Annotated in this window: 17 protein-coding genes and 1 tRNA gene; 14 read left to right on the top strand and 4 right to left on the bottom strand. The window is 53.1% G+C overall.

The features are described from left to right. Positions 1–145, top strand: a 145-nt coding sequence (locus J1781_RS12600) for an integrase core domain-containing protein (RefSeq protein WP_217233714.1), incomplete at its 5' end; no start/stop codon positions are given. A gap of 9 nt (positions 146–154) precedes the next feature. Here the strand turns inward: J1781_RS12600 and J1781_RS12605 are convergent. From J1781_RS12605 to J1781_RS12615, 3 genes are all read right to left on the bottom strand, one after another. Next, entirely contained in the window at positions 155–1222 is a 1068-nt protein-coding gene (locus J1781_RS12605; protein ID WP_238483526.1) for a tyrosine-type recombinase/integrase, read from the bottom strand. Positions 1223–1401: 179 nt separating this feature from the next. Further along, a tRNA-Arg gene (locus tag J1781_RS12610) sits at positions 1402–1476 on the bottom strand. Between the two features lie 90 nt (positions 1477–1566). After that, a complete protein-coding gene (locus J1781_RS12615) occupies positions 1567–2484 on the bottom strand; it encodes a formate/nitrite transporter family protein (protein ID WP_129952270.1) in 918 nt (305 codons plus the stop codon). A 247-nt stretch (positions 2485–2731) separates the two neighbouring features. Here J1781_RS12615 and ccmA point away from each other — a divergent pair, with 247 nt between their 5' ends. The 10 genes from ccmA to mlaA all read left to right on the top strand — a co-directional run bounded on the left by ccmA (position 2732) and on the right by mlaA (position 10770). Next, positions 2732–3373 carry a cytochrome c biogenesis heme-transporting ATPase CcmA gene (gene ccmA / locus J1781_RS12620; protein ID WP_217139010.1) on the top strand — a complete coding sequence of 214 codons (642 nt, stop codon included), beginning with the start codon at positions 2732–2734 and terminating at the stop codon, positions 3371–3373. Between the two features lie 21 nt (positions 3374–3394). Beyond that, positions 3395–4054 carry a heme exporter protein CcmB gene (ccmB, locus tag J1781_RS12625; protein ID WP_129952272.1) on the top strand — a complete coding sequence of 220 codons (660 nt, stop codon included), beginning with the start codon at positions 3395–3397 and terminating at the stop codon, positions 4052–4054. Positions 4055–4271: 217 nt separating this feature from the next. Continuing rightward, the gene (locus J1781_RS12630; protein WP_129952273.1) at positions 4272–5009 is read left to right on the top strand and encodes a heme ABC transporter permease; all 738 of its coding nucleotides are present in this window, start codon (positions 4272–4274) and stop codon (positions 5007–5009) included. Then, positions 5006–5266, top strand: coding sequence for a heme exporter protein CcmD (gene ccmD, locus J1781_RS12635; RefSeq protein WP_217233691.1), 261 nt, complete (start codon positions 5006–5008; stop codon positions 5264–5266). The genes J1781_RS12630 and ccmD overlap by 4 nt, the downstream gene beginning before the upstream one ends. Further along, entirely contained in the window at positions 5263–5757 is a 495-nt protein-coding gene (ccmE, locus tag J1781_RS12640; protein ID WP_217233692.1) for a cytochrome c maturation protein CcmE, read from the top strand. Before ccmD ends, ccmE begins: the two co-directional genes overlap by 4 nt. Beyond that, a complete protein-coding gene (locus tag J1781_RS12645; RefSeq protein ID WP_217233693.1) occupies positions 5754–7727 on the top strand; it encodes a heme lyase CcmF/NrfE family subunit in 1974 nt (657 codons plus the stop codon). The genes ccmE and J1781_RS12645 overlap by 4 nt, the downstream gene beginning before the upstream one ends. Then, complete coding sequence (locus tag J1781_RS12650; RefSeq protein ID WP_217157988.1) at positions 7724–8275, top strand: DsbE family thiol:disulfide interchange protein; 552 nt, start codon at positions 7724–7726, stop codon at positions 8273–8275. The genes J1781_RS12645 and J1781_RS12650 overlap by 4 nt, the downstream gene beginning before the upstream one ends. Beyond that, complete coding sequence (locus tag J1781_RS12655) at positions 8272–8757, top strand: cytochrome c-type biogenesis protein (protein WP_129952278.1); 486 nt, start codon at positions 8272–8274, stop codon at positions 8755–8757. The genes J1781_RS12650 and J1781_RS12655 overlap by 4 nt, the downstream gene beginning before the upstream one ends. Beyond that, complete coding sequence (ccmI, locus tag J1781_RS12660) at positions 8754–9968, top strand: c-type cytochrome biogenesis protein CcmI (RefSeq protein WP_217233694.1); 1215 nt, start codon at positions 8754–8756, stop codon at positions 9966–9968. The genes J1781_RS12655 and ccmI overlap by 4 nt, the downstream gene beginning before the upstream one ends. A gap of 34 nt (positions 9969–10002) precedes the next feature. Continuing rightward, the gene (gene mlaA / locus J1781_RS12665) at positions 10003–10770 is read left to right on the top strand and encodes a phospholipid-binding lipoprotein MlaA (RefSeq protein ID WP_129952280.1); all 768 of its coding nucleotides are present in this window, start codon (positions 10003–10005) and stop codon (positions 10768–10770) included. A gap of 67 nt (positions 10771–10837) precedes the next feature. Here the strand turns inward: mlaA and fadL are convergent, their stop codons facing one another. Next, the gene (gene fadL / locus J1781_RS12670) at positions 10838–12115 is read right to left on the bottom strand and encodes a long-chain fatty acid transporter FadL (RefSeq protein ID WP_129952281.1); all 1278 of its coding nucleotides are present in this window, start codon (positions 12113–12115) and stop codon (positions 10838–10840) included. A gap of 417 nt (positions 12116–12532) precedes the next feature. On the opposite strand from fadL, the gene J1781_RS12675 reads away from it, so the two are divergent. From J1781_RS12675 to fadJ, 3 genes are all read left to right on the top strand, one after another. After that, a complete protein-coding gene (locus J1781_RS12675; protein WP_129952282.1) occupies positions 12533–12865 on the top strand; it encodes a YfcZ/YiiS family protein in 333 nt (110 codons plus the stop codon). Between the two features lie 331 nt (positions 12866–13196). After that, complete coding sequence (gene fadI / locus J1781_RS12680) at positions 13197–14510, top strand: acetyl-CoA C-acyltransferase FadI (RefSeq protein ID WP_217233695.1); 1314 nt, start codon at positions 13197–13199, stop codon at positions 14508–14510. Next, positions 14507–16708: a fatty acid oxidation complex subunit alpha FadJ gene (gene fadJ / locus J1781_RS12685; protein WP_217233696.1), complete on the top strand. Its 2202-nt coding sequence runs from the start codon at positions 14507–14509 to the stop codon at positions 16706–16708. Before fadI ends, fadJ begins: the two co-directional genes overlap by 4 nt. The last annotated feature ends 185 nt before the right edge of the window (positions 16709–16893 follow it).

Consider the following 16893-nt stretch of genomic DNA (forward strand, 5'->3'; position numbering starts at 1 on the left):
CGCCAGGAAAACCATTAACGACTGGAGGCAGGATTATAACGAGTGTCGTCCACATTCGGCACTGAATTATCTGACGCCATCAGAGTTTGCAGCACGGTGGCGAAATGGAAAATGTGAAGGTAAACAAACCGACATTACTAACTGACGGTTGTATCTAATCCTGGGGGCAGGTCACACTACATGCCATGGTTCGAAAACCATGTCCACACACTTCCTTCTTTGTATCGTAGCCCATAGTGCGCAGGGCCTTGTTGACAGTGTTTTCGCTGATTGGTTTGTCATCACGACTAAAACCTATGAACATAAGTTCTTTATCGCCACTGATAGAATGAAGTTTTTCGAGCAGGGTTTTGGCTTGTTTGCTCAATGGCACAAGGTGAGGGTTTTTCATTTTCGAGCCTCTGCCAGAATACTTAACCCCATCCAACTCTTGACGTTCGCCTGGGATCGTCCATAAGGAATTTTCGAAATTCACTTCGGACCAACGTGCGAACCTAAGTTCACTTGAACGGATGAAAGTCAGCAGAGTTAACTGGACTGCGATTTGCGTTATGCCTTTACCTTTATAAGCTTCAATTCGTCTTAGAAGCTCAGGTAGCTGTTCGAAGGGGAGAGCAGGGCGATGGGTGCTTTTAGGTGTTGTCACAGCACCCGAAAGGTCATAGGCGGGATTTTGGTCAATCAAAGCGTTATGGACGGCATATCGCATTATTGCTGTTATGCGTTGTTGTAAACGCGAAGCCACTTCAAGATGCCCGCTTTTCTCAGCGTTTTTTAGCGGAAGCAATAAATCACGGGTTTTGAGTTCAGTGATGTTCCGTTTACCAATAACTGGAAACAGATGAGTGATTAAGCTGTTTAACACTGTGGTTCTGTGACTATCAGACCATGCCCTGTTGCTCGAATGCCAATCTCTTGCAACCGTTTCGAATGTGAGCAACCCTTTTTCTTCAATCTTCTCAGATTTTCGCTTCTCACCCGGATCTATGTTGTTTGCGATTAGCTTTCTTGCTTCGTCTCTTCTAAGGCGTGCAGTGGCAAGAGAGATTTCAGGATAAACACCTAACGCCAACATTTTTTGTTTACCGCCAAAACGGTATTGCAGACGCCAATATTTCGAACCGCTGGGCTGAATTAGAAGGTGCATACCACTACCATCAGTCAGCTTTACCGGCTTCTCCGCAGGTTTAGCATTTCTTACTTTTACCTCAGTGAGTGCCATAGAAAACCTCCCATACTGATGGTATCTGCATTATCGAACTTACCATACCAACCGTTATACCAACAAAATGTGCAGGATGTTGATAAAAGTTATTGGAATTTGGTAGACGAGGTGATGGGGTTAACTTGCTGAATTTAGAGAATAAAATAGACTTGAGGGGACGTTTGTAGACATTAAAATGGTGTCCCCTACAGGAATCGAACCTGTAACTAGCCCTTAGGAGGGGCTTGTTATATCCGTTTAACTAAGGAGACACGGGCGCCTGTGGAAAGCGCCCGCGTAGTATACCCATTTTTCTGGTAATAATAAGATACCAAGCTGTCGTTTGGTTGTTTCCTCGCCAGTCAGGGTTTTGCGGCCTCTTTTCTGGCGGTTTCCTGTTCCTCTTTTTTCGCTTCGGCTTTCTTCTGATTACTCATGTCGTTACGGATCTGCGCGTGGCTTATCAGCGCGAAGATAAAGGTGCCGCCGAAGATGTTGCCAGCCAGCGTCGGCAGGGCGAACGGCCAGATAAATTCGTACCAGGGGATGGCGCCGGAGAATACCAGATACAGGATTTCAACCGAGCCGACGACGATGTGCGTCAGGTCGCCGATCGCCACCATATAGGTCATCAGCATGATTACCCACAATTTGGCGGTACCGGCGGAGGGGATCATCCAGACCATGGTGGCAATCAGCCAGCCGGACACCATGCCGCCGACAAACATGCCCTGGGGGTCTTTCTTCATGATCTCCATACTGATGGTGCGAAACGCTTCGTCGGTCGCCGTGTCGAAAAAGGGCACCAGATGAAACACCAGCGCCGCCAGTCCGCCGCCGATGACATTACCTGCCAGCACGATGCCCCATAAACGCAGCAGCAGCAGAATGTTTCTGCCTGTCGGTTTTTGCATAATAGGTAAAACAGCAGTCACCGTGTTTTCGGTGAATAACTGCTGACGCGCCATGATCACGATAATGAACCCGACGGTATAACCGATGTTCTCAATGAAGAAGCGTTCCGGTGTATCGGGCAGACGGGCATGAAGAATACCTTTCGCCATCAGCGAGGCGCTGATCGACAATCCGGCGGCAACCGCTGACCACAGCAATGCCTGTCCGTCGCGCTCAAGCTCTTTTTCTCCTTCCATGCGGATAACTTCGTGAACCGCTGCCGCTTTTGACGGCAGGTTCTCTTCGCCGGTCTCGATTTCTTTTCCCTGCGTATGTTCGTCGCTGTCAACATCCTTGTCATCGTGATGCTGTTTTTCTCCGGCCATTATGATTCCCCAAAACTCAAGCAAAGTAATTGCAGATAGGTTCCTGAGTAAGCATAGGCGAGGCAGAGAAATTATGAGCAGGTATACAAAAAAGTTACAAAGCGTTAACCCATGAACCCTATGGAACATTGAGAAGATGTTTGCTGGATTTCAGGGTTTTCAAGCTTGTAAACTGCGCCTCCCTGAGCTGCGGCTCATCGGGTGCCTGTGATATGATACGCACTTGTGAAAAATAAGAGACATCACCATGTTTGAAGCCTTTAATCTGAGCTGTGTTCGTGATGAAAGAACCCTGTTTAGCGGCTTAAGTTTTACTATCGAACCGGGTGATATGGTGCAGATCGAAGGCCGCAACGGTGCCGGTAAAACCAGTTTACTGCGGATCCTTGCCGGATTGTCCTCTCCGGACGCCGGTGAAGTCCGCTGGCAGGGCGTAAGTACCCGCCGTCAGCGCGATATTTTCCATCAGCAGCTTCTCTATCTCGGTCATCAGCCCGGTGTAAAGTCAGTACTTACTGCGTTTGAAAACCTTGCTTTCTATCTGTCCGTGAATGGCCCGACGGTCAAAGGTAACGCCAGCGCAGAAGCGATTTATCAGGCATTGGAAAACGTCGGATTGCTGGGTTATGAAGATGTGACGGTGGCGCAGATGTCCGCCGGACAGCAACGCCGCGTCGCACTGGCGCGTCTGTGGCTGAGTGATGCGCCGTTATGGATCCTCGATGAGCCGCTGACCGCCATTGATAAACAAGGCGTTGCTACCCTGATTACGCTGTTTGAACAGCATGCGCAGCAGGGCGGGATGGTGTTGCTGACAACGCACCAGGATTTACAGGGTGTTAACCGCCACGTGCGGAAACTTCGTCTGACCAGTGCTGAGCCGGTGTGACGCGAAGGGGATACAAAAGGAATGTTTACGAAAGTCCTGCGCCGCGAGCTGAAAATTGCCTTTCGCAAAAGCGCTGAAATTATTAACCCGCTGTGGTTTTTCCTGATTGTGATTACGCTGTTCCCGTTAGGGATCGGCCCTGAGCCTAAACTGCTGGCGCGTATTGCACCCGGCATTGTCTGGGTCGCCGCGTTGTTGTCCTCCCTGCTGGCGCTGGAGCGATTGTTCCGCGATGACTACCTGGACGGCACGCTCGAACAGCTTCTTTTGTTGCCTTCGCCGCTGGCACTCACGGTTCTGGGGAAAGTATGTGCTCACTGGGTGGTAACAGGATTGCCGTTACTGATCCTCTCGCCGCTGATTGCGCTGCTGCTCTCACTGGATTTTGAAACCTGGCAAGCCGTTGCGCTGACGATTTTACTGGGCACGCCGACGCTGAGCTTTATTGGCGCGATTGGTGTGGCGCTGACCGTCGGGCTGCGCAAAGGCGGTGTTCTGCTTAGCCTGCTGGTATTGCCGCTGTATATTCCGGTGCTGATTTTCGCCACCGGCGCGATTGATGCCGCATCAATGGCGATGCCCGTCGGCGGTTATCTGGCCATTCTCGGTGCGATGCTGGCAGGCAGTGCCACATTAGCGCCTTTTGCGACAGCTGCCGCTTTGAGAGTAAGTATCCACTGACACTTTTTGCCGGTAAAAGGCGATAGCACAGCATTATTTTACGTGTCGTTACAATAGAGAAGAAAAAACGCAACCTTTGACTAACATCACACTTCTCTATAGTGAACAATAGAGAGGCCAATAATAAGTGCGGATGATTTATAACCGACCGCGCAAGAGCCCACCGAGGTTCCACGGCATATCACACAGTGACATTTTAGAGTGAGCAACGATAACAATGTGGAAATGGTTACATCAACTCGCAAGGCCTGAACGGCTTTACCACGTCTGCGGGCGGTTCATCCCCTGGCTTGGGATTTTAGGTCTTGCCTGCCTGCTGATTGGCTGGGTATGGGGTTTTGGCTATGCACCACCGGATTACCAGCAAGGTAACAGTTACCGGATTATGTATATCCATGTCCCGGCGGCTATCTGGTCAATGGGGATTTACAGCGGGATGGCGATCGCGGCGTTTATCGGCCTGGTGTGGCAGATGAAAATGTCCGACCTGGCGGTGGCGGCAATGGCGCCGGTCGGGGCTGTATTCACGTTTATTGCCCTGGTGACCGGCTCGGCATGGGGCAAACCGATGTGGGGCACATGGTGGGTGTGGGATGCGCGCCTGACCTCCGAACTGGTGTTGCTGTTCCTGTATCTGGGTGTCATTGCGCTGTATAACGCCTTTGACGACCGTCGTCTGGCCGGGCGTGCCGCCGGTATTCTGGTCCTGGTCGGCGTGGTGAACATTCCCATTATTCATTACTCCGTAGAGTGGTGGAACACGCTGCATCAGGGGTCCACCGACATGCAGCAAACCATCGACCCGAGTATGCGTTATCCGCTGCGCTGGGCGATTTTCGGTTATCTGTTCTTCTTTATTACCCTGACGTTGATGCGTTTACGTAACCTGATTCTGGTTCAGGAACGTCTGCGTCCGTGGGTCGCTGGCCTGGTGAATAAGGAGCGTCGCGGATGAGCCCTGCATTCTCAAGCTGGCATGATTTTTTTGCGATGGGCGGCTATGCCTTTTATGTCTGGCTGTCGGTCGCCGCGACGCTGCTCTCGCTGATTGTGCTGGTGGCGCATACCTTTATTCAGCACCGGCAAATCCTCGGCGAAGTCCGTCGACGCCAGGCGCGCGAAAAACGCATCAGTCAGTCCCAGTCTAAAAAACAGCCAGTCGCACAGACGTCACCGCTGGAACCGGACGCTTCCGGGGAGAAGTTATTGTGAATCCACGTCGTAAAAAGCGGCTGTCGCTGGCGCTGGTGGTGCTGATTGGCCTTGGTCTGAGCATTTCACTGGTGATGTATGCGCTTCGCTCCAACATTGATTTGTTTTATACACCCAGTGAAATCTTGCAGGGCAAAGGCGAAGATCACGAGATGCCGACGGTGGGCCAGCGCCTGCGTATCGGCGGTATGGTGATGCCCGGCTCAGTGAAGCGTGACCCGAAAAGTTTGCAGGTTAGCTTTAAAATTTATGACGCACGGGGAGCGATTGCTGTGACCTATAACGGCATCCTTCCCGACCTGTTCCGTGAAGGGCAGGGTGTGGTGGCGCAGGGCGTGATGGAACCGGGGAATGTGGTGAATGCTATCCAGGTGCTGGCGAAACACGATGAAAAATATGTGCCGCCGGAAGTTGCCGACGCCATGAAAGAAAATCACAAAGGGCCTGCTTCGGCCTACGTGGGTAACAATACAGGAAACGACCGTTCATGATGCCGGAACTGGGAACATTTGCACTCTGTCTGGCATTAGGTCTGGCGGTGTTACTGAGTATTTATCCGCAGTGGGGCGCGGCCCGTCAGGACAGCCGGATGATGGCGATGGCGCGTCCGTTGTCTTACGGCATGTTCGCCTGCATTGTGCTGGCCTTTATTATTCTGGTGCATGCGTTTGTGGTGAACGATTTCACCGTCGCCTATGTTGCCAATAATTCCAATACCCGCCTGCCGGTGTATTACCGCGTGGCAGCTACCTGGGGGGCGCACGAAGGGTCGCTGCTGCTGTGGGTGTTATTACTCAGTTGCTGGACGCTTGCCGTGGCGTTGTTCAGCCGCCGGATGCCGCAGGATGCGGTGGCGCGCGTGCTGGCGGTGATGGGGATGATCACCGGCGGGTTCCTGCTGTTTATTCTGCTGACGTCCAACCCGTTCATCCGCTCGCTGCCGAATTTCCCTGTCGACGGCAGCGACCTGAATCCGGTGCTGCAGGATATCGGGCTGATTTTCCATCCGCCATTGCTGTACATGGGGTATGTCGGTTTCTCCGTGGCGTTTGCTTTCGCGATAGCGTCGCTGATGGCGGGGCGTCTGGATACCGCCTGGGCACGCTGGTCGCGGCCGTGGACACAAGCCGCGTGGGTATTTCTGACCATCGGTATTGTGCTCGGTTCGGCATGGGCGTATTACGAATTAGGCTGGGGCGGCTGGTGGTTCTGGGACCCGGTTGAAAATGCTTCCTTTATGCCGTGGCTGGCCGGTACGGCGCTGATCCACTCGCTCGCCGTTACCGAAAAGCGCGGGACCTTCAAAGCCTGGACGGTGCTGCTGGCCATCACCGCCTTCTCGCTGTGTCTGCTGGGCACATTCCTGGTGCGCTCCGGTGTGTTGGTCTCGGTTCACTCGTTTGCCTCTGATCCGGCACGCGGCATGTTTATCCTGGCTTACTTAGTGATTGTGATCGGTGGCTCGCTGCTGCTGTACGCTTTCAAAGGGAATTCGGTGCGCGCGCCGGGCCGTCACGAACTGCATTCCCGGGAGAGTTATTTGCTCGGCAATAACGTTCTGCTGGTGGCGGCGATGCTGGTGGTGCTGCTCGGTACGCTGCTGCCGCTTATCCACAAACAGCTTGGGCTGGGCAGTATTTCTATCGGCGAACCCTTCTTCAACACCATGTTTACCTGGCTGATGGCACCGCTGGCGCTGCTGTTAGGTATTGGCCCGCTGGTGCGCTGGCGTCGCGATGAGCCGAGCAAACTGTGGCGTCGTCTGGGCGTGGCGCTGGTGGTGACGCTGGTGCTGTCAATTCTTCTGCCGTGGCTGTTGCAGGATAAAATCGTCGGCATGACCGTAGTGGGTATGCTGATGTCGGTGTGGGTCATTGTGCTGACGCTGATGGAACTGCACGAGCGTGCCACGCACCGTCACTCGTTCTGGCGCGGTCTGACCAAACTTTCCCGCAGCCACTGGGGGATGGTGCTTGGGCACCTCGGGGTCGCGGTGACGGTGATCGGCATCGCCTTCAGCCAGAATTACAGCGTTGAACGTGATGTGCGCATGAAGTCCGGTGATACCGTGGATATTCATGATTATCACTTTATTTTCCGCGATGTCCGTGACATCACCGGACCGAACTATACCGGCGGTGAGGCGAACATTGATGTCACGCAGAACGGCAAAAAAATCACTACGCTGCATGCGGAAAAACGCTTCTACAGCGTGGCACGCAGTATGATGACTGAGGCGGCGATCGACGGCAATCTGGCGCGCGACCTGTATGCGGCGCTCGGCGAAGAACTGGACGACGGTTCGTGGGCGGTACGGCTGTACTACAAACCTTTTGTCCGCTGGATCTGGCTGGGCGGCCTGTTTATGGCGGCCGGTGGGGTGTTGTGTATTCTTGACCCGCGTTATCGCATGAGTAAAAAACTCAGGAAGCAGGGTCTGGCGGAGGCGGAAGAAGCATGAACCGGAAACTTCTCTTTATTCCGTTGATCCTGTTTCTGGCACTGGCTGCGGCTTTTCTGGTGCAACTGACCCGCAATGCAAACGGTGATGATCCGACGCTGCTGGAATCGGCTCTGATCGGCAAACCGGTGCCGGTATTCAAACTGGAATCACTGGCGCAGGCGGGAAAAACCTACGATCAGTCGGTGCTGCGTGACGGTAAACCGATGCTGCTTAACGTCTGGGCAACGTGGTGTCCGACCTGCCGGGCTGAGCATCAATATCTGAATTCGCTGGCAGCAAAAGGTGTACGTGTGGTCGGACTCAATTATAAAGATGACCGGCAGAAAGCGGTAAACTGGCTCAATACGCTGGGCAATCCTTACATGCTCAGCCTGTATGACGGCGACGGCATGCTGGGGTTGGATCTGGGCGTATATGGTGCGCCGGAAACTTTCCTGATCGACGGGCAGGGCATTATCCGCTATCGCCACGCCGGTGACTTGAACGAAAAGGTCTGGCAGACCGAGGTGTTGCCGCTGTACAAAAAATACGGAGGTCACCCATGAAACTGATTTCATCGCTGCCCGCGTTGCTGCTGGGCATGCTGCTGAGTGTCAGCGCGTTCGCTGCCATCGACACGTATCAGTTCAAATCGCCGGAGCAGGAACAGGCTTACCGCGAAATAACGGCACAGCTGCGTTGCCCGAAATGTCAGAACACTAATATTGCCGCTTCGGATTCGATTATCGCCGCCGATATGCGCACCAAGGTATTTCAGTTACTGAACGAAGGGCAGAACAAACAGCAAATCGTCGCGTATATGGTGGCGCGTTACGGCAATTTCGTCACTTACGAACCGCCGGTCACGCCCTCTACCTTTATTTTGTGGCTCGGGCCAGTGCTGGTCATCGTTATTGGCGCAGGCATGATTTTTATGCGTTCCCGCCGTGGTATTGCGCGCACTGAACACACAACCATATCTATGTCAGAACAAGAGAGACAGCGCCTGGCGCAGTTACTTAAAGACAGTGACGGGAAAGGATCATGAGCATTTTTTGGCTGTGCATTGTGGTGATGCTGGTTATCGCACTGGCGCTGTTTATCGTGCCGGTTATCCGTGGCGACCGCGCAGAACAGACTTCCCGCGATGCGCTGAACAAAGCATTTTACCATCATCGCCTGAGTGAACTGGAAGAAGACGAAGCGCAGGGCGTGGTCGACGAGCGCCCGGCGCATATTCAGGAATTACAGGAAAACTTACTGACGGATATTCCCGCCGGGCAGATGCCCGTCGCCATGCAGCCGATTGGACGCTGGACGCTGGTGCCGGGCGGCATCTTGCTGGTGATCATCACGTTGGGTGTGTATCTGTATGCCGGTGGTCTGGGGCAGGTCAGTGCATGGAATCAGGTGATGCAGCGTATGCCCGATTTGCGTCAGCGGATTGCCGATGATAACGGTGTGCCACTGACCGCCATGGATGTACAGGATTTAGGGCTCGGATTGCGTACTGATTTGCAGGCAAATCCGGATAATATCCGGGACTGGGTGATGCTTGGCCGTGTCGGAATGGCGCTCAATAATGCCGCTACTGCCACACAGGCCTACGCCCATGCCTATCAGCTTGCACCAGACGATATGTCAGTCAAACTCGGTTATGCCGAAGTATTAACCCGTTCGTCTGATCCGCAGGATAACCTTACCGGCGGAAATCTTTTACGCAGTATGCTGGAAAAGTCTCAGGGTGATCTGCGTGTGTTAAGTCTGCTGGCCTATAATGAATATGAACAGGGGCATTATCCGCAAGCCATTGGTGCGTGGGAAGTTATGCAGAAAATCCTGCCTGCCGGTGACAAACGCCTGGAGATGGTTAACGCCAGCATTGCGCAGGCAAAACAGAAAGCCGGTCTGGATCAGGTTAAACTGACGGTAAATGTCACGCTTTCTGCTGAGGCTCAGCAGAAACTTTCGCAAAATGGCACGGTCTTTATTTCAGTGACTGACGGCAGCAGTCCGGTGCCGGTTGCGGTGAAAAAACTGCCGCTCAGCCGCTTCCCGCTGACGGCCACCGTCGATGACAGCAACGCAATGATGCCGGAACGCTTGCTTTCTTCGCTGCATCAATTAAAAGTACGCGTTCGTATTTCACAAAATGGTCTGGCAACGCCAGCCTCAGGTGACTGGTACGGCGACAGCCCGCTGACCGATTTTGCCGGTAAAGGCCAGGTCAGCATCGACATTAATCAGCAGGTTCCATAATAAGGAACCGACGATCAAAAACAGGGAGATATCCATGAACTTACGCCTGACTGGGCTGGCGTTTGCAACAGTTTTACTGGTCGGTTGTGCCGGCACGTCCGGATCATCGGACAGCGAACAGCAGGGACGTTCTGATCCGCTCGAAGGTTTCAACCGGGTGATGTTCGATTTCAACTATAACTATATGGATCCGTACCTGGTGCGGCCTGTGGCGGTAGCCTGGCGTGATTATGTGCCACAACCGGCGCGTAACGGCACCAGTAACTTCCTGAGCAATCTGGATGAACCGGCCAGCATGGTTAACTCCCTGCTGAAAGGTGATCCGTACCGTGCGGCGATCCACTTCAACCGCTTCTTCCTGAACACGATTTTAGGGATGGGCGGTCTGATCGATGTTGCCGGAATGGCGAACCCGAAACTGGCGCGTGAAGAGGCGCAGGGCTTCGGCAGCACACTGGGTCATTACGGCGTCGGCTACGGTCCGTATGTGGTTCTGCCAGGTTACGGCAGCGCGACCGTCCGTGACGAAGGTGGCGACCTGGTTGATGATTTGTATCCGATGCTCAGCTATCTGACCTTCTGGATGTCAGCCGGTAAATGGGTACTGGAAGGGGTGGAAACCCGTGCGGAACTGCTCGATTCTGATGGCCTGATCCGTAACTCTTCGGATCCGTATCTGTTTATACGTGAGGCTTACTTCCAGCGTCATGATTTCCTGGCAAGAGGCGGTCAGCTGACGCCACAGGAAAATCCGAACGCGGCACTGATTCAGGGCGACCTGAAAGATATCGACTCGGAATAACCGTTCCGGACACACAAAAAAAGCGCCTTCCGGCGCTTTTTTCATATCAGGCGTATCACTCAGTTCATCAGAAGCTGTAGTTAAAGTTCGCGCCGTACAGCATGGCGGTCCCTTTGGCCTGGTATTCGTAATTCGGTACACCGTTAGCGACTTTCTCACTGATATTCACGGTCTGACCATGCATATAGGAGACACCCACATCCACAGACGCGTCTTTATTGAAGGCGTAAGTCGTACCGGCGGAAACCCAGAAGCGGTCCTGATCCGGAATAGAAATGGTGCGGTTATCTGCCGGAACCGGGCTGTCATCGAAGGCGATACCGGTACGGAACGTCCAGTTATCGTCGTAGTAATAGGTGGTACCCAACGCGATGCGGTAAGCATCATGATAACCTTCGTCTTTCTGGAACAGCGTCTGGCCGTTAGAACCGGTCGCTTTCAGCTCCTGGAACTGGCTCCAGCTGGTGTAAGCCAGGCTGTAGTGAATCGCCCATTTTGGTGCCACGCGGTTATAACCGGACAATTCCCACATTTCAGGCAAGTTCAGGGTCAGGGATCCCGGCACGGTCTGGCCACCCGTTCCGCCTAACGCTTTCGGAATGCCGTTACGGTATTCGCCGTCGAAGTCAATTTTCACTTCAGAACGGTAGGTGAAGCCGTAGCGGTTATTATCATCCACTTCATACAGGATACCGGCGTTCCAGCCGTAACCCCACTCATTGCCTTTCAGCTTGGCGGCTTCCGTATCCGCAGGCAGCAGACCGCCGGTTTGAATCGGCACCAGTTCACCGGCAGTACGGCGAATTTTCGCTTTCGCGTAAACGGCATCGAAGCCCAGGCCGAAGCTGAAATGCTGGTTCAAACGGTAAGCAACACTTAAGTTAGTGTTAACGGTGGTAAGGTCAGTTTCACCGCCGATCGGGCCAGCCGGATAATTATCGCTGAACTCAGTCGCCAGACCGTAGTTTGACGTAGCCGATGCACCGACCGCCCATTGATCATTGAGTGGCATAATAAAGTGGATATTAGGCACCCACTGATTCGGCGCAATGTTATCCGCATCAGTGCTCCTGCCTGTAACCGGCGAGTTGCCTGTTACTTTGACATCCGGGTCGACATAAATCGCACCCGCTGAGAAAGAGGGACGATCAAACATGGTCATGGTTGCCGGGTTACGGCTGCCGGATGCGGCAGTATCAGCGATGGCACCTTCACCCGAGAAAGAGCGGCCTAACCCCGCAGCGGTATATTCATTTAACTGAAAACCTGCTGCATAAACGTTGGAGGAAACAATTGCCACTGCAGCTGCCAGAGCAGATCTTTTAAACAGGTTTTTCTGGTTCATGACCAAAACCTCAATTTTATGTTTTTTATCAAACAATGTTACATCAAGTAACAATGAGCGCGGGATTGTAGGGTCCGTTATCAGTCTGACAAATCAGACCAGTGAGCGAAGTATAGGTCTGACCTGTGGTGTAGTTGCAATAATGTTTCATAGATATTTCTTATTTGATGCAAGAAATTGGATCCACTTAACAAAAAACAAACAATAAAAGTTCAATTAAGAAACGTTAAAGTGAGAACAGTGACGAAGTTATAAACGATTACTTACATATACGTGATCTGGATCACCTGAAAGGCACATAATAAGTAAGCACTAGTGTGTTGTCAGAACGGTGGCGTAAAATACAGGCTGGAAATAAAACCTTATTCGCAATCAGGCCAGACGGTGGACGTTGCCGCTGATGCCGGGGAGAAAATTATGTCTGACGTAACCATGTCCTCTAAATCCACCCAACCTCTGCATTCCATCAACAAATGTGGTGCGGAAGAAACCGCAGCCTGCTGCTGTGTCGATGTCGGAACCATCATGGACAATACGGATTGTACCGCTTCTTACAGCCGTGTTTTCGAAACCGAAGCTCAGGCGAACGAAACCCTGCAAGCCCTGACCGAACGCGCACGCGGCGTTGAATCTGAGCCATGTGAAATCAACAGCCGTATCGAAAAAGTGGATGGCGGCGTCGAACTGAATATCGATTTCACATTTAGCTGCCAGGCTGAAACGATGATCTTCCAGTTAGGCTTGAGATAATCCCCGTCATACTTTGAGCCGCAGATGCGTTGGCTGCACTCCGTAACCGAATTACTGATGTATATCAGTTCATCGGAATGACATCGATTGCCGCGTGACTCATCCTGCGATTCAAATTATTGAGAGGAAGTTCTAAGTTGTAATACCGCTTAAATAAGCGGTATTTCTTTGTCTGCTATTTCTGCCTGCCGCCTTTCTTCTCATTCTTATTTCAGAAAAATTTGCTGTTGCTCGCACTTCACTCCCTTTCGCTTTGCCAAATGTAAATACATAGTTAAAACTGAGTTATCAGGTCTGACCTCTTAAGACCCTATTTTTCTCAGGAGCTTGTATGAATAAAGTCGTTCCACTGGTGACGCGTGAGGGCGATCGCATTGCGATTGTCGACGGCTTACGTACGCCGTTTGCTAAACAGGCCACCGCCTATCACGGCATTCCTGCTGTCGATCTCGGTAAAATGGTGGTCAGTGAGCTGCTGGCAAAAAGTGGGATTGACCCGAAGGACATCGACCAGCTGGTTTTCGGTCAGGTGGTCCAGATGCCGGAAGCGCCGAATATCGCCCGCGAAATTGTGCTCGGTACCGGCATGGATGTATCGACCGATGCCTATAGCGTCTCGCGTGCCTGTGCCACCAGTTTTCAGGCGGTTGCTAACGTGGCCGAAAGCATCATGAGCGGGATGGTGCAGGTCGGGATCGCGGGCGGAGCGGATTCTTCTTCGGTATTGCCGATAGGTGTCAGCAAACGACTGGCCCGCGCCCTGGTGGATGTTAATAAAGCACGTACGCTGTCGCAGCGTCTCTCCATTTTCAGCAAACTCAAACTGCGCGATTTGCTGCCGGTGCCGCCTGCTGTGGCTGAATATTCTACCGGTCTGCGCATGGGCGATACCGCAGAGCAGATGGCGAAAAGCCATAACATCAGCCGCGTGCAGCAGGATGAGCTGGCGCACCGTTCTCATACGCTGGCCGCGCAGGCATGGGAGCAGGGGTATTTAACCTCGCAGGTCATGGCTGCACAGGTTCCGCCTTACCGTGAAGTGCTGCAAAAAGATAACAACATCCGCCTGAATTCTGAAATCAGTCAGTATGCCAAATTGCGCCCGGCTTTCGACCGTAAACACGGTACCGTCACCGCCGCCACCAGCACGCCGCTGACGGATGGTGCCGCGGCGGTATTAATAATGAGCGAATCCCGCGCACGTGAACTGGGCCTTGAACCTCTCGGCTATCTGAAAAGTTTTGCGTTTGCCGCTATCGGCGTCTGGGAAGACATGCTTCTCGGGCCTGCCTACGCCACGCCGCTGGCGCTGGATCGCGCAGGGCTGACGCTGGACGATTTGGATCTGATCGATATGCATGAAGCGTTTGCTGCACAGACGCTGGCGAATATCAAAATGTTAGCCAGTGATGAGTTCGCCCGTGAAAAACTTGGCCGTAGTCAGGCTGTAGGCGAAATAGACTGGGATAAATTCAATGTTCTGGGCGGTTCACTGGCCTACGGGCATCCTTTTGCGGCAACCGGCGCACGAATGATTACCCAGACGCTGCATGAATTACGTCGTCGTGGCGGGAAATATGGGCTGACCACTGCCTGTGCCGCCGGCGGCTTAGGCGCAGCAATGATCCTGGAGGCCGCGCAATGAGAGAACCTATGGAAAACCTGAATCCGGCAGACACTCAAGCAACCGAACCGGTCTCTGCTTTTTCACTGATATTTACCACGGAACATGTGGGGATTATCACCATCGATGTTCCCGGCGAAAAAGTGAATACCTTAAAGGCTGAATTTGCTCAGCAAATCAGCGCTATTTTGCACAAAGCACAGCAGTATCCCGGTCTGAAAGGTCTGGTGCTCATTTCGGGCAAAACAGATTCATTCATTGCCGGTGCGGATATCACCATGATTTCGGGCTGTCAGACAGCCGTCCAGGCCAGTGAACTGGCGCAAAAAGGCCAGACGGTGATGGCTCAAATCGCCTCGTTTTCTGTGCCGGTGGTGGCCGCTATTCATGGTGCCTGTCTCGGCGGTGGTCTGGAACTGGCGCTGGCGTGCCATGCCCGTGTGTGTTCGCTGGATGAAAAAACTCAGCTCGGCCTGCCGGAAGTACAGCTGGGTTTACTGCCGGGGTCCGGCGGTACGCAGCGGCTTCCGCGGCTTATCGGTGCGCCGAAAGCGCTGGATATGATGCTGACCGGTCGCAGTATTCGCGCGAAACAGGCGCTGAAAATGGGGCTGGTGGATGACGCAGTGCCCTATTCTATTTTGCTGCAAACGGCGCTGGAACGTGTGGCGAAAGGGCGTAAATCACGTCCGCCATTGCCGTGGCAGGCGCGTCTGGCCGGTGGGCCGGTGGGCAAAAGTTTGCTGTTCCATTTTGTGCGTAAACAGACATGGGCGAAAACACACGGCAATTATCCGGCCACCACAAAAATCATCGATGTGGTAAAAACCGGGCTGGACCAAGGCAGCGGTAACGGCTACCAGGCCGAAGCCAAAGCTTTTGGCGAACTGGTGATGACATCAGAATCGGCGGCATTACGCGGCCTGTTTTTCGCCTCCACCGCGCTGAAAAAAGAAAAGGGCGGTGATGCAGAACCTTTGCCGGTGCGCCGTGTGGGCATTCTCGGTGGTGGCCTGATGGGGGGAGGTATCGCTTATGTGACTGCCACCAAAGCCGGACTGCCTGTACGTATTAAAGACATTAATCACGACGGTATCCGCCATGCGCTGAAATACAGCTGGGATTTGCTGGAGAAAAAGCTGCGCAGCCGGAGGCTGACCCGCAGCGAACAGCAACGTCAGATGCTGCTGATTTCCGGTACTACCAGTTACAGCGGTTTTGCGCAGGCTGATATTGTGGTGGAAGCGGTATTTGAGGATTTATCGCTCAAACAGGCGATGGTGGCGGAAATAGAGCAAAACGCCGCACCGCACACGATTTTTGCATCAAACACCTCTTCTTTGCCCATTCAGAAGATTGCAGAGCGGGCTGACCGGCCGGAACAGGTGATCGGGCTGCATTATTTCAGCCCGGTCGATAAAATGCCATTGGTTGAAGTCATCCCGCATGCGGGCACCAGTGCACAGACTATTTCAACCACGGTTTCGCTTGCCAGGAAACAGGGGAAAACGGCCATTGTGGTAGGTGACAGCGCCGGATTCTATGTAAATCGTATTCTTGCGCCTTACATCAATGAAGCTGCGCGTTGCTTACTGGGCGGTGAACCGGTCGATCATATTGATAAAGCGCTGGTGAATTTTGGTTTCCCGGTCGGCCCGATCCAGCTGCTGGATGAGGTCGGTATTGATGTCGGCACGAAAATAGGTCCGATACTGGTGGACGCTTTTGGTGAGCGTTTTGCCGCTCCTGCCGGTTTTGATGCGGTGCTTAAAGATGACCGTAAAGGCCGTAAAAATGGCAAAGGTTTCTACCTTTACGGGCAGAAAGGGCGGACGGCGAAGAGAAAACAGGTCGACCCGGCGATTTATCGTCTGCTGAATGTCACGCCAAAAGCGCAGCAGTCAGAAGATGGGATTGCACAACGCTGCGTGATGCTGATGCTCAACGAAGCGGTGCGTTGTCTGGACGAAAAAGTCATCCGCAGTGCGCGTGATGGTGATCTTGGCGCTGTGTTCGGAATAGGTTTTCCGCCCTTCCGGGGGGGACCGTTCCGTTACATAGACCAGCTTGGCAGCGCCACTGTGGTGAAAATACTGGAGCAACTGGCGCAGCAGTACGGCGAGCATTTCACGCCATGCGAAGGGTTAATACGACGGGCGCAGCAGGGTGAACGGTTCTGTTCAGGTAACAGGGCGGGCGAAAAGGTCAGTGAAGTGTGATTGTGATCACTGCTTATTGCTGAGTTTCGCGAGAATCTGGAACAGATCCTGCTTAAAGCCAGGTACATGCCGGGGATCATTTTTATGGTGAGAATAACTTTGTACAGAAACAATCCCAAACGATTGATCTACAACCTGAGTGGTTAAATAATCGCCTGAATGGTTTACAAGCGGTAAGGGTTGGT

Origin of the sequence: Rahnella perminowiae (assembly GCF_019049695.1) — a bacterium.
GTDB lineage: Bacteria > Pseudomonadota > Gammaproteobacteria > Enterobacterales > Enterobacteriaceae > Rahnella > Rahnella perminowiae.

Bases quoted from the DNA above. Each gene is read 5' to 3' on its own strand.
- fadL (WP_129952281.1), bottom strand. From the start codon at position 12,115: ATGAACCAGAAAAACCTGTTTAAAAGATCTGCTCTGGCAGCTGCAGTG.
- J1781_RS12675 (WP_129952282.1), top strand. From the start codon at position 12,533: ATGTCTGACGTAACCATGTCCTCTAAATCCACCCAACCTCTGCATTCC.
- J1781_RS12605 (WP_238483526.1), bottom strand. From the start codon at position 1,222: ATGGCACTCACTGAGGTAAAAGTAAGAAATGCTAAACCTGCGGAGAAG.
- J1781_RS12615 (WP_129952270.1), bottom strand. From the start codon at position 2,484: ATGGCCGGAGAAAAACAGCATCACGATGACAAGGATGTTGACAGCGAC.
- ccmI (WP_217233694.1), top strand. From the start codon at position 8,754: ATGAGCATTTTTTGGCTGTGCATTGTGGTGATGCTGGTTATCGCACTG.
- ccmA (WP_217139010.1), top strand. From the start codon at position 2,732: ATGTTTGAAGCCTTTAATCTGAGCTGTGTTCGTGATGAAAGAACCCTG.
- J1781_RS12655 (WP_129952278.1), top strand. From the start codon at position 8,272: ATGAAACTGATTTCATCGCTGCCCGCGTTGCTGCTGGGCATGCTGCTG.
- J1781_RS12650 (WP_217157988.1), top strand. From the start codon at position 7,724: ATGAACCGGAAACTTCTCTTTATTCCGTTGATCCTGTTTCTGGCACTG.
- J1781_RS12630 (WP_129952273.1), top strand. From the start codon at position 4,272: ATGTGGAAATGGTTACATCAACTCGCAAGGCCTGAACGGCTTTACCAC.
- mlaA (WP_129952280.1), top strand. From the start codon at position 10,003: ATGAACTTACGCCTGACTGGGCTGGCGTTTGCAACAGTTTTACTGGTC.
- fadJ (WP_217233696.1), top strand. From the start codon at position 14,507: ATGAGAGAACCTATGGAAAACCTGAATCCGGCAGACACTCAAGCAACC.
- fadI (WP_217233695.1), top strand. From the start codon at position 13,197: ATGAATAAAGTCGTTCCACTGGTGACGCGTGAGGGCGATCGCATTGCG.
- J1781_RS12645 (WP_217233693.1), top strand. From the start codon at position 5,754: ATGATGCCGGAACTGGGAACATTTGCACTCTGTCTGGCATTAGGTCTG.
- ccmD (WP_217233691.1), top strand. From the start codon at position 5,006: ATGAGCCCTGCATTCTCAAGCTGGCATGATTTTTTTGCGATGGGCGGC.
- ccmB (WP_129952272.1), top strand. From the start codon at position 3,395: ATGTTTACGAAAGTCCTGCGCCGCGAGCTGAAAATTGCCTTTCGCAAA.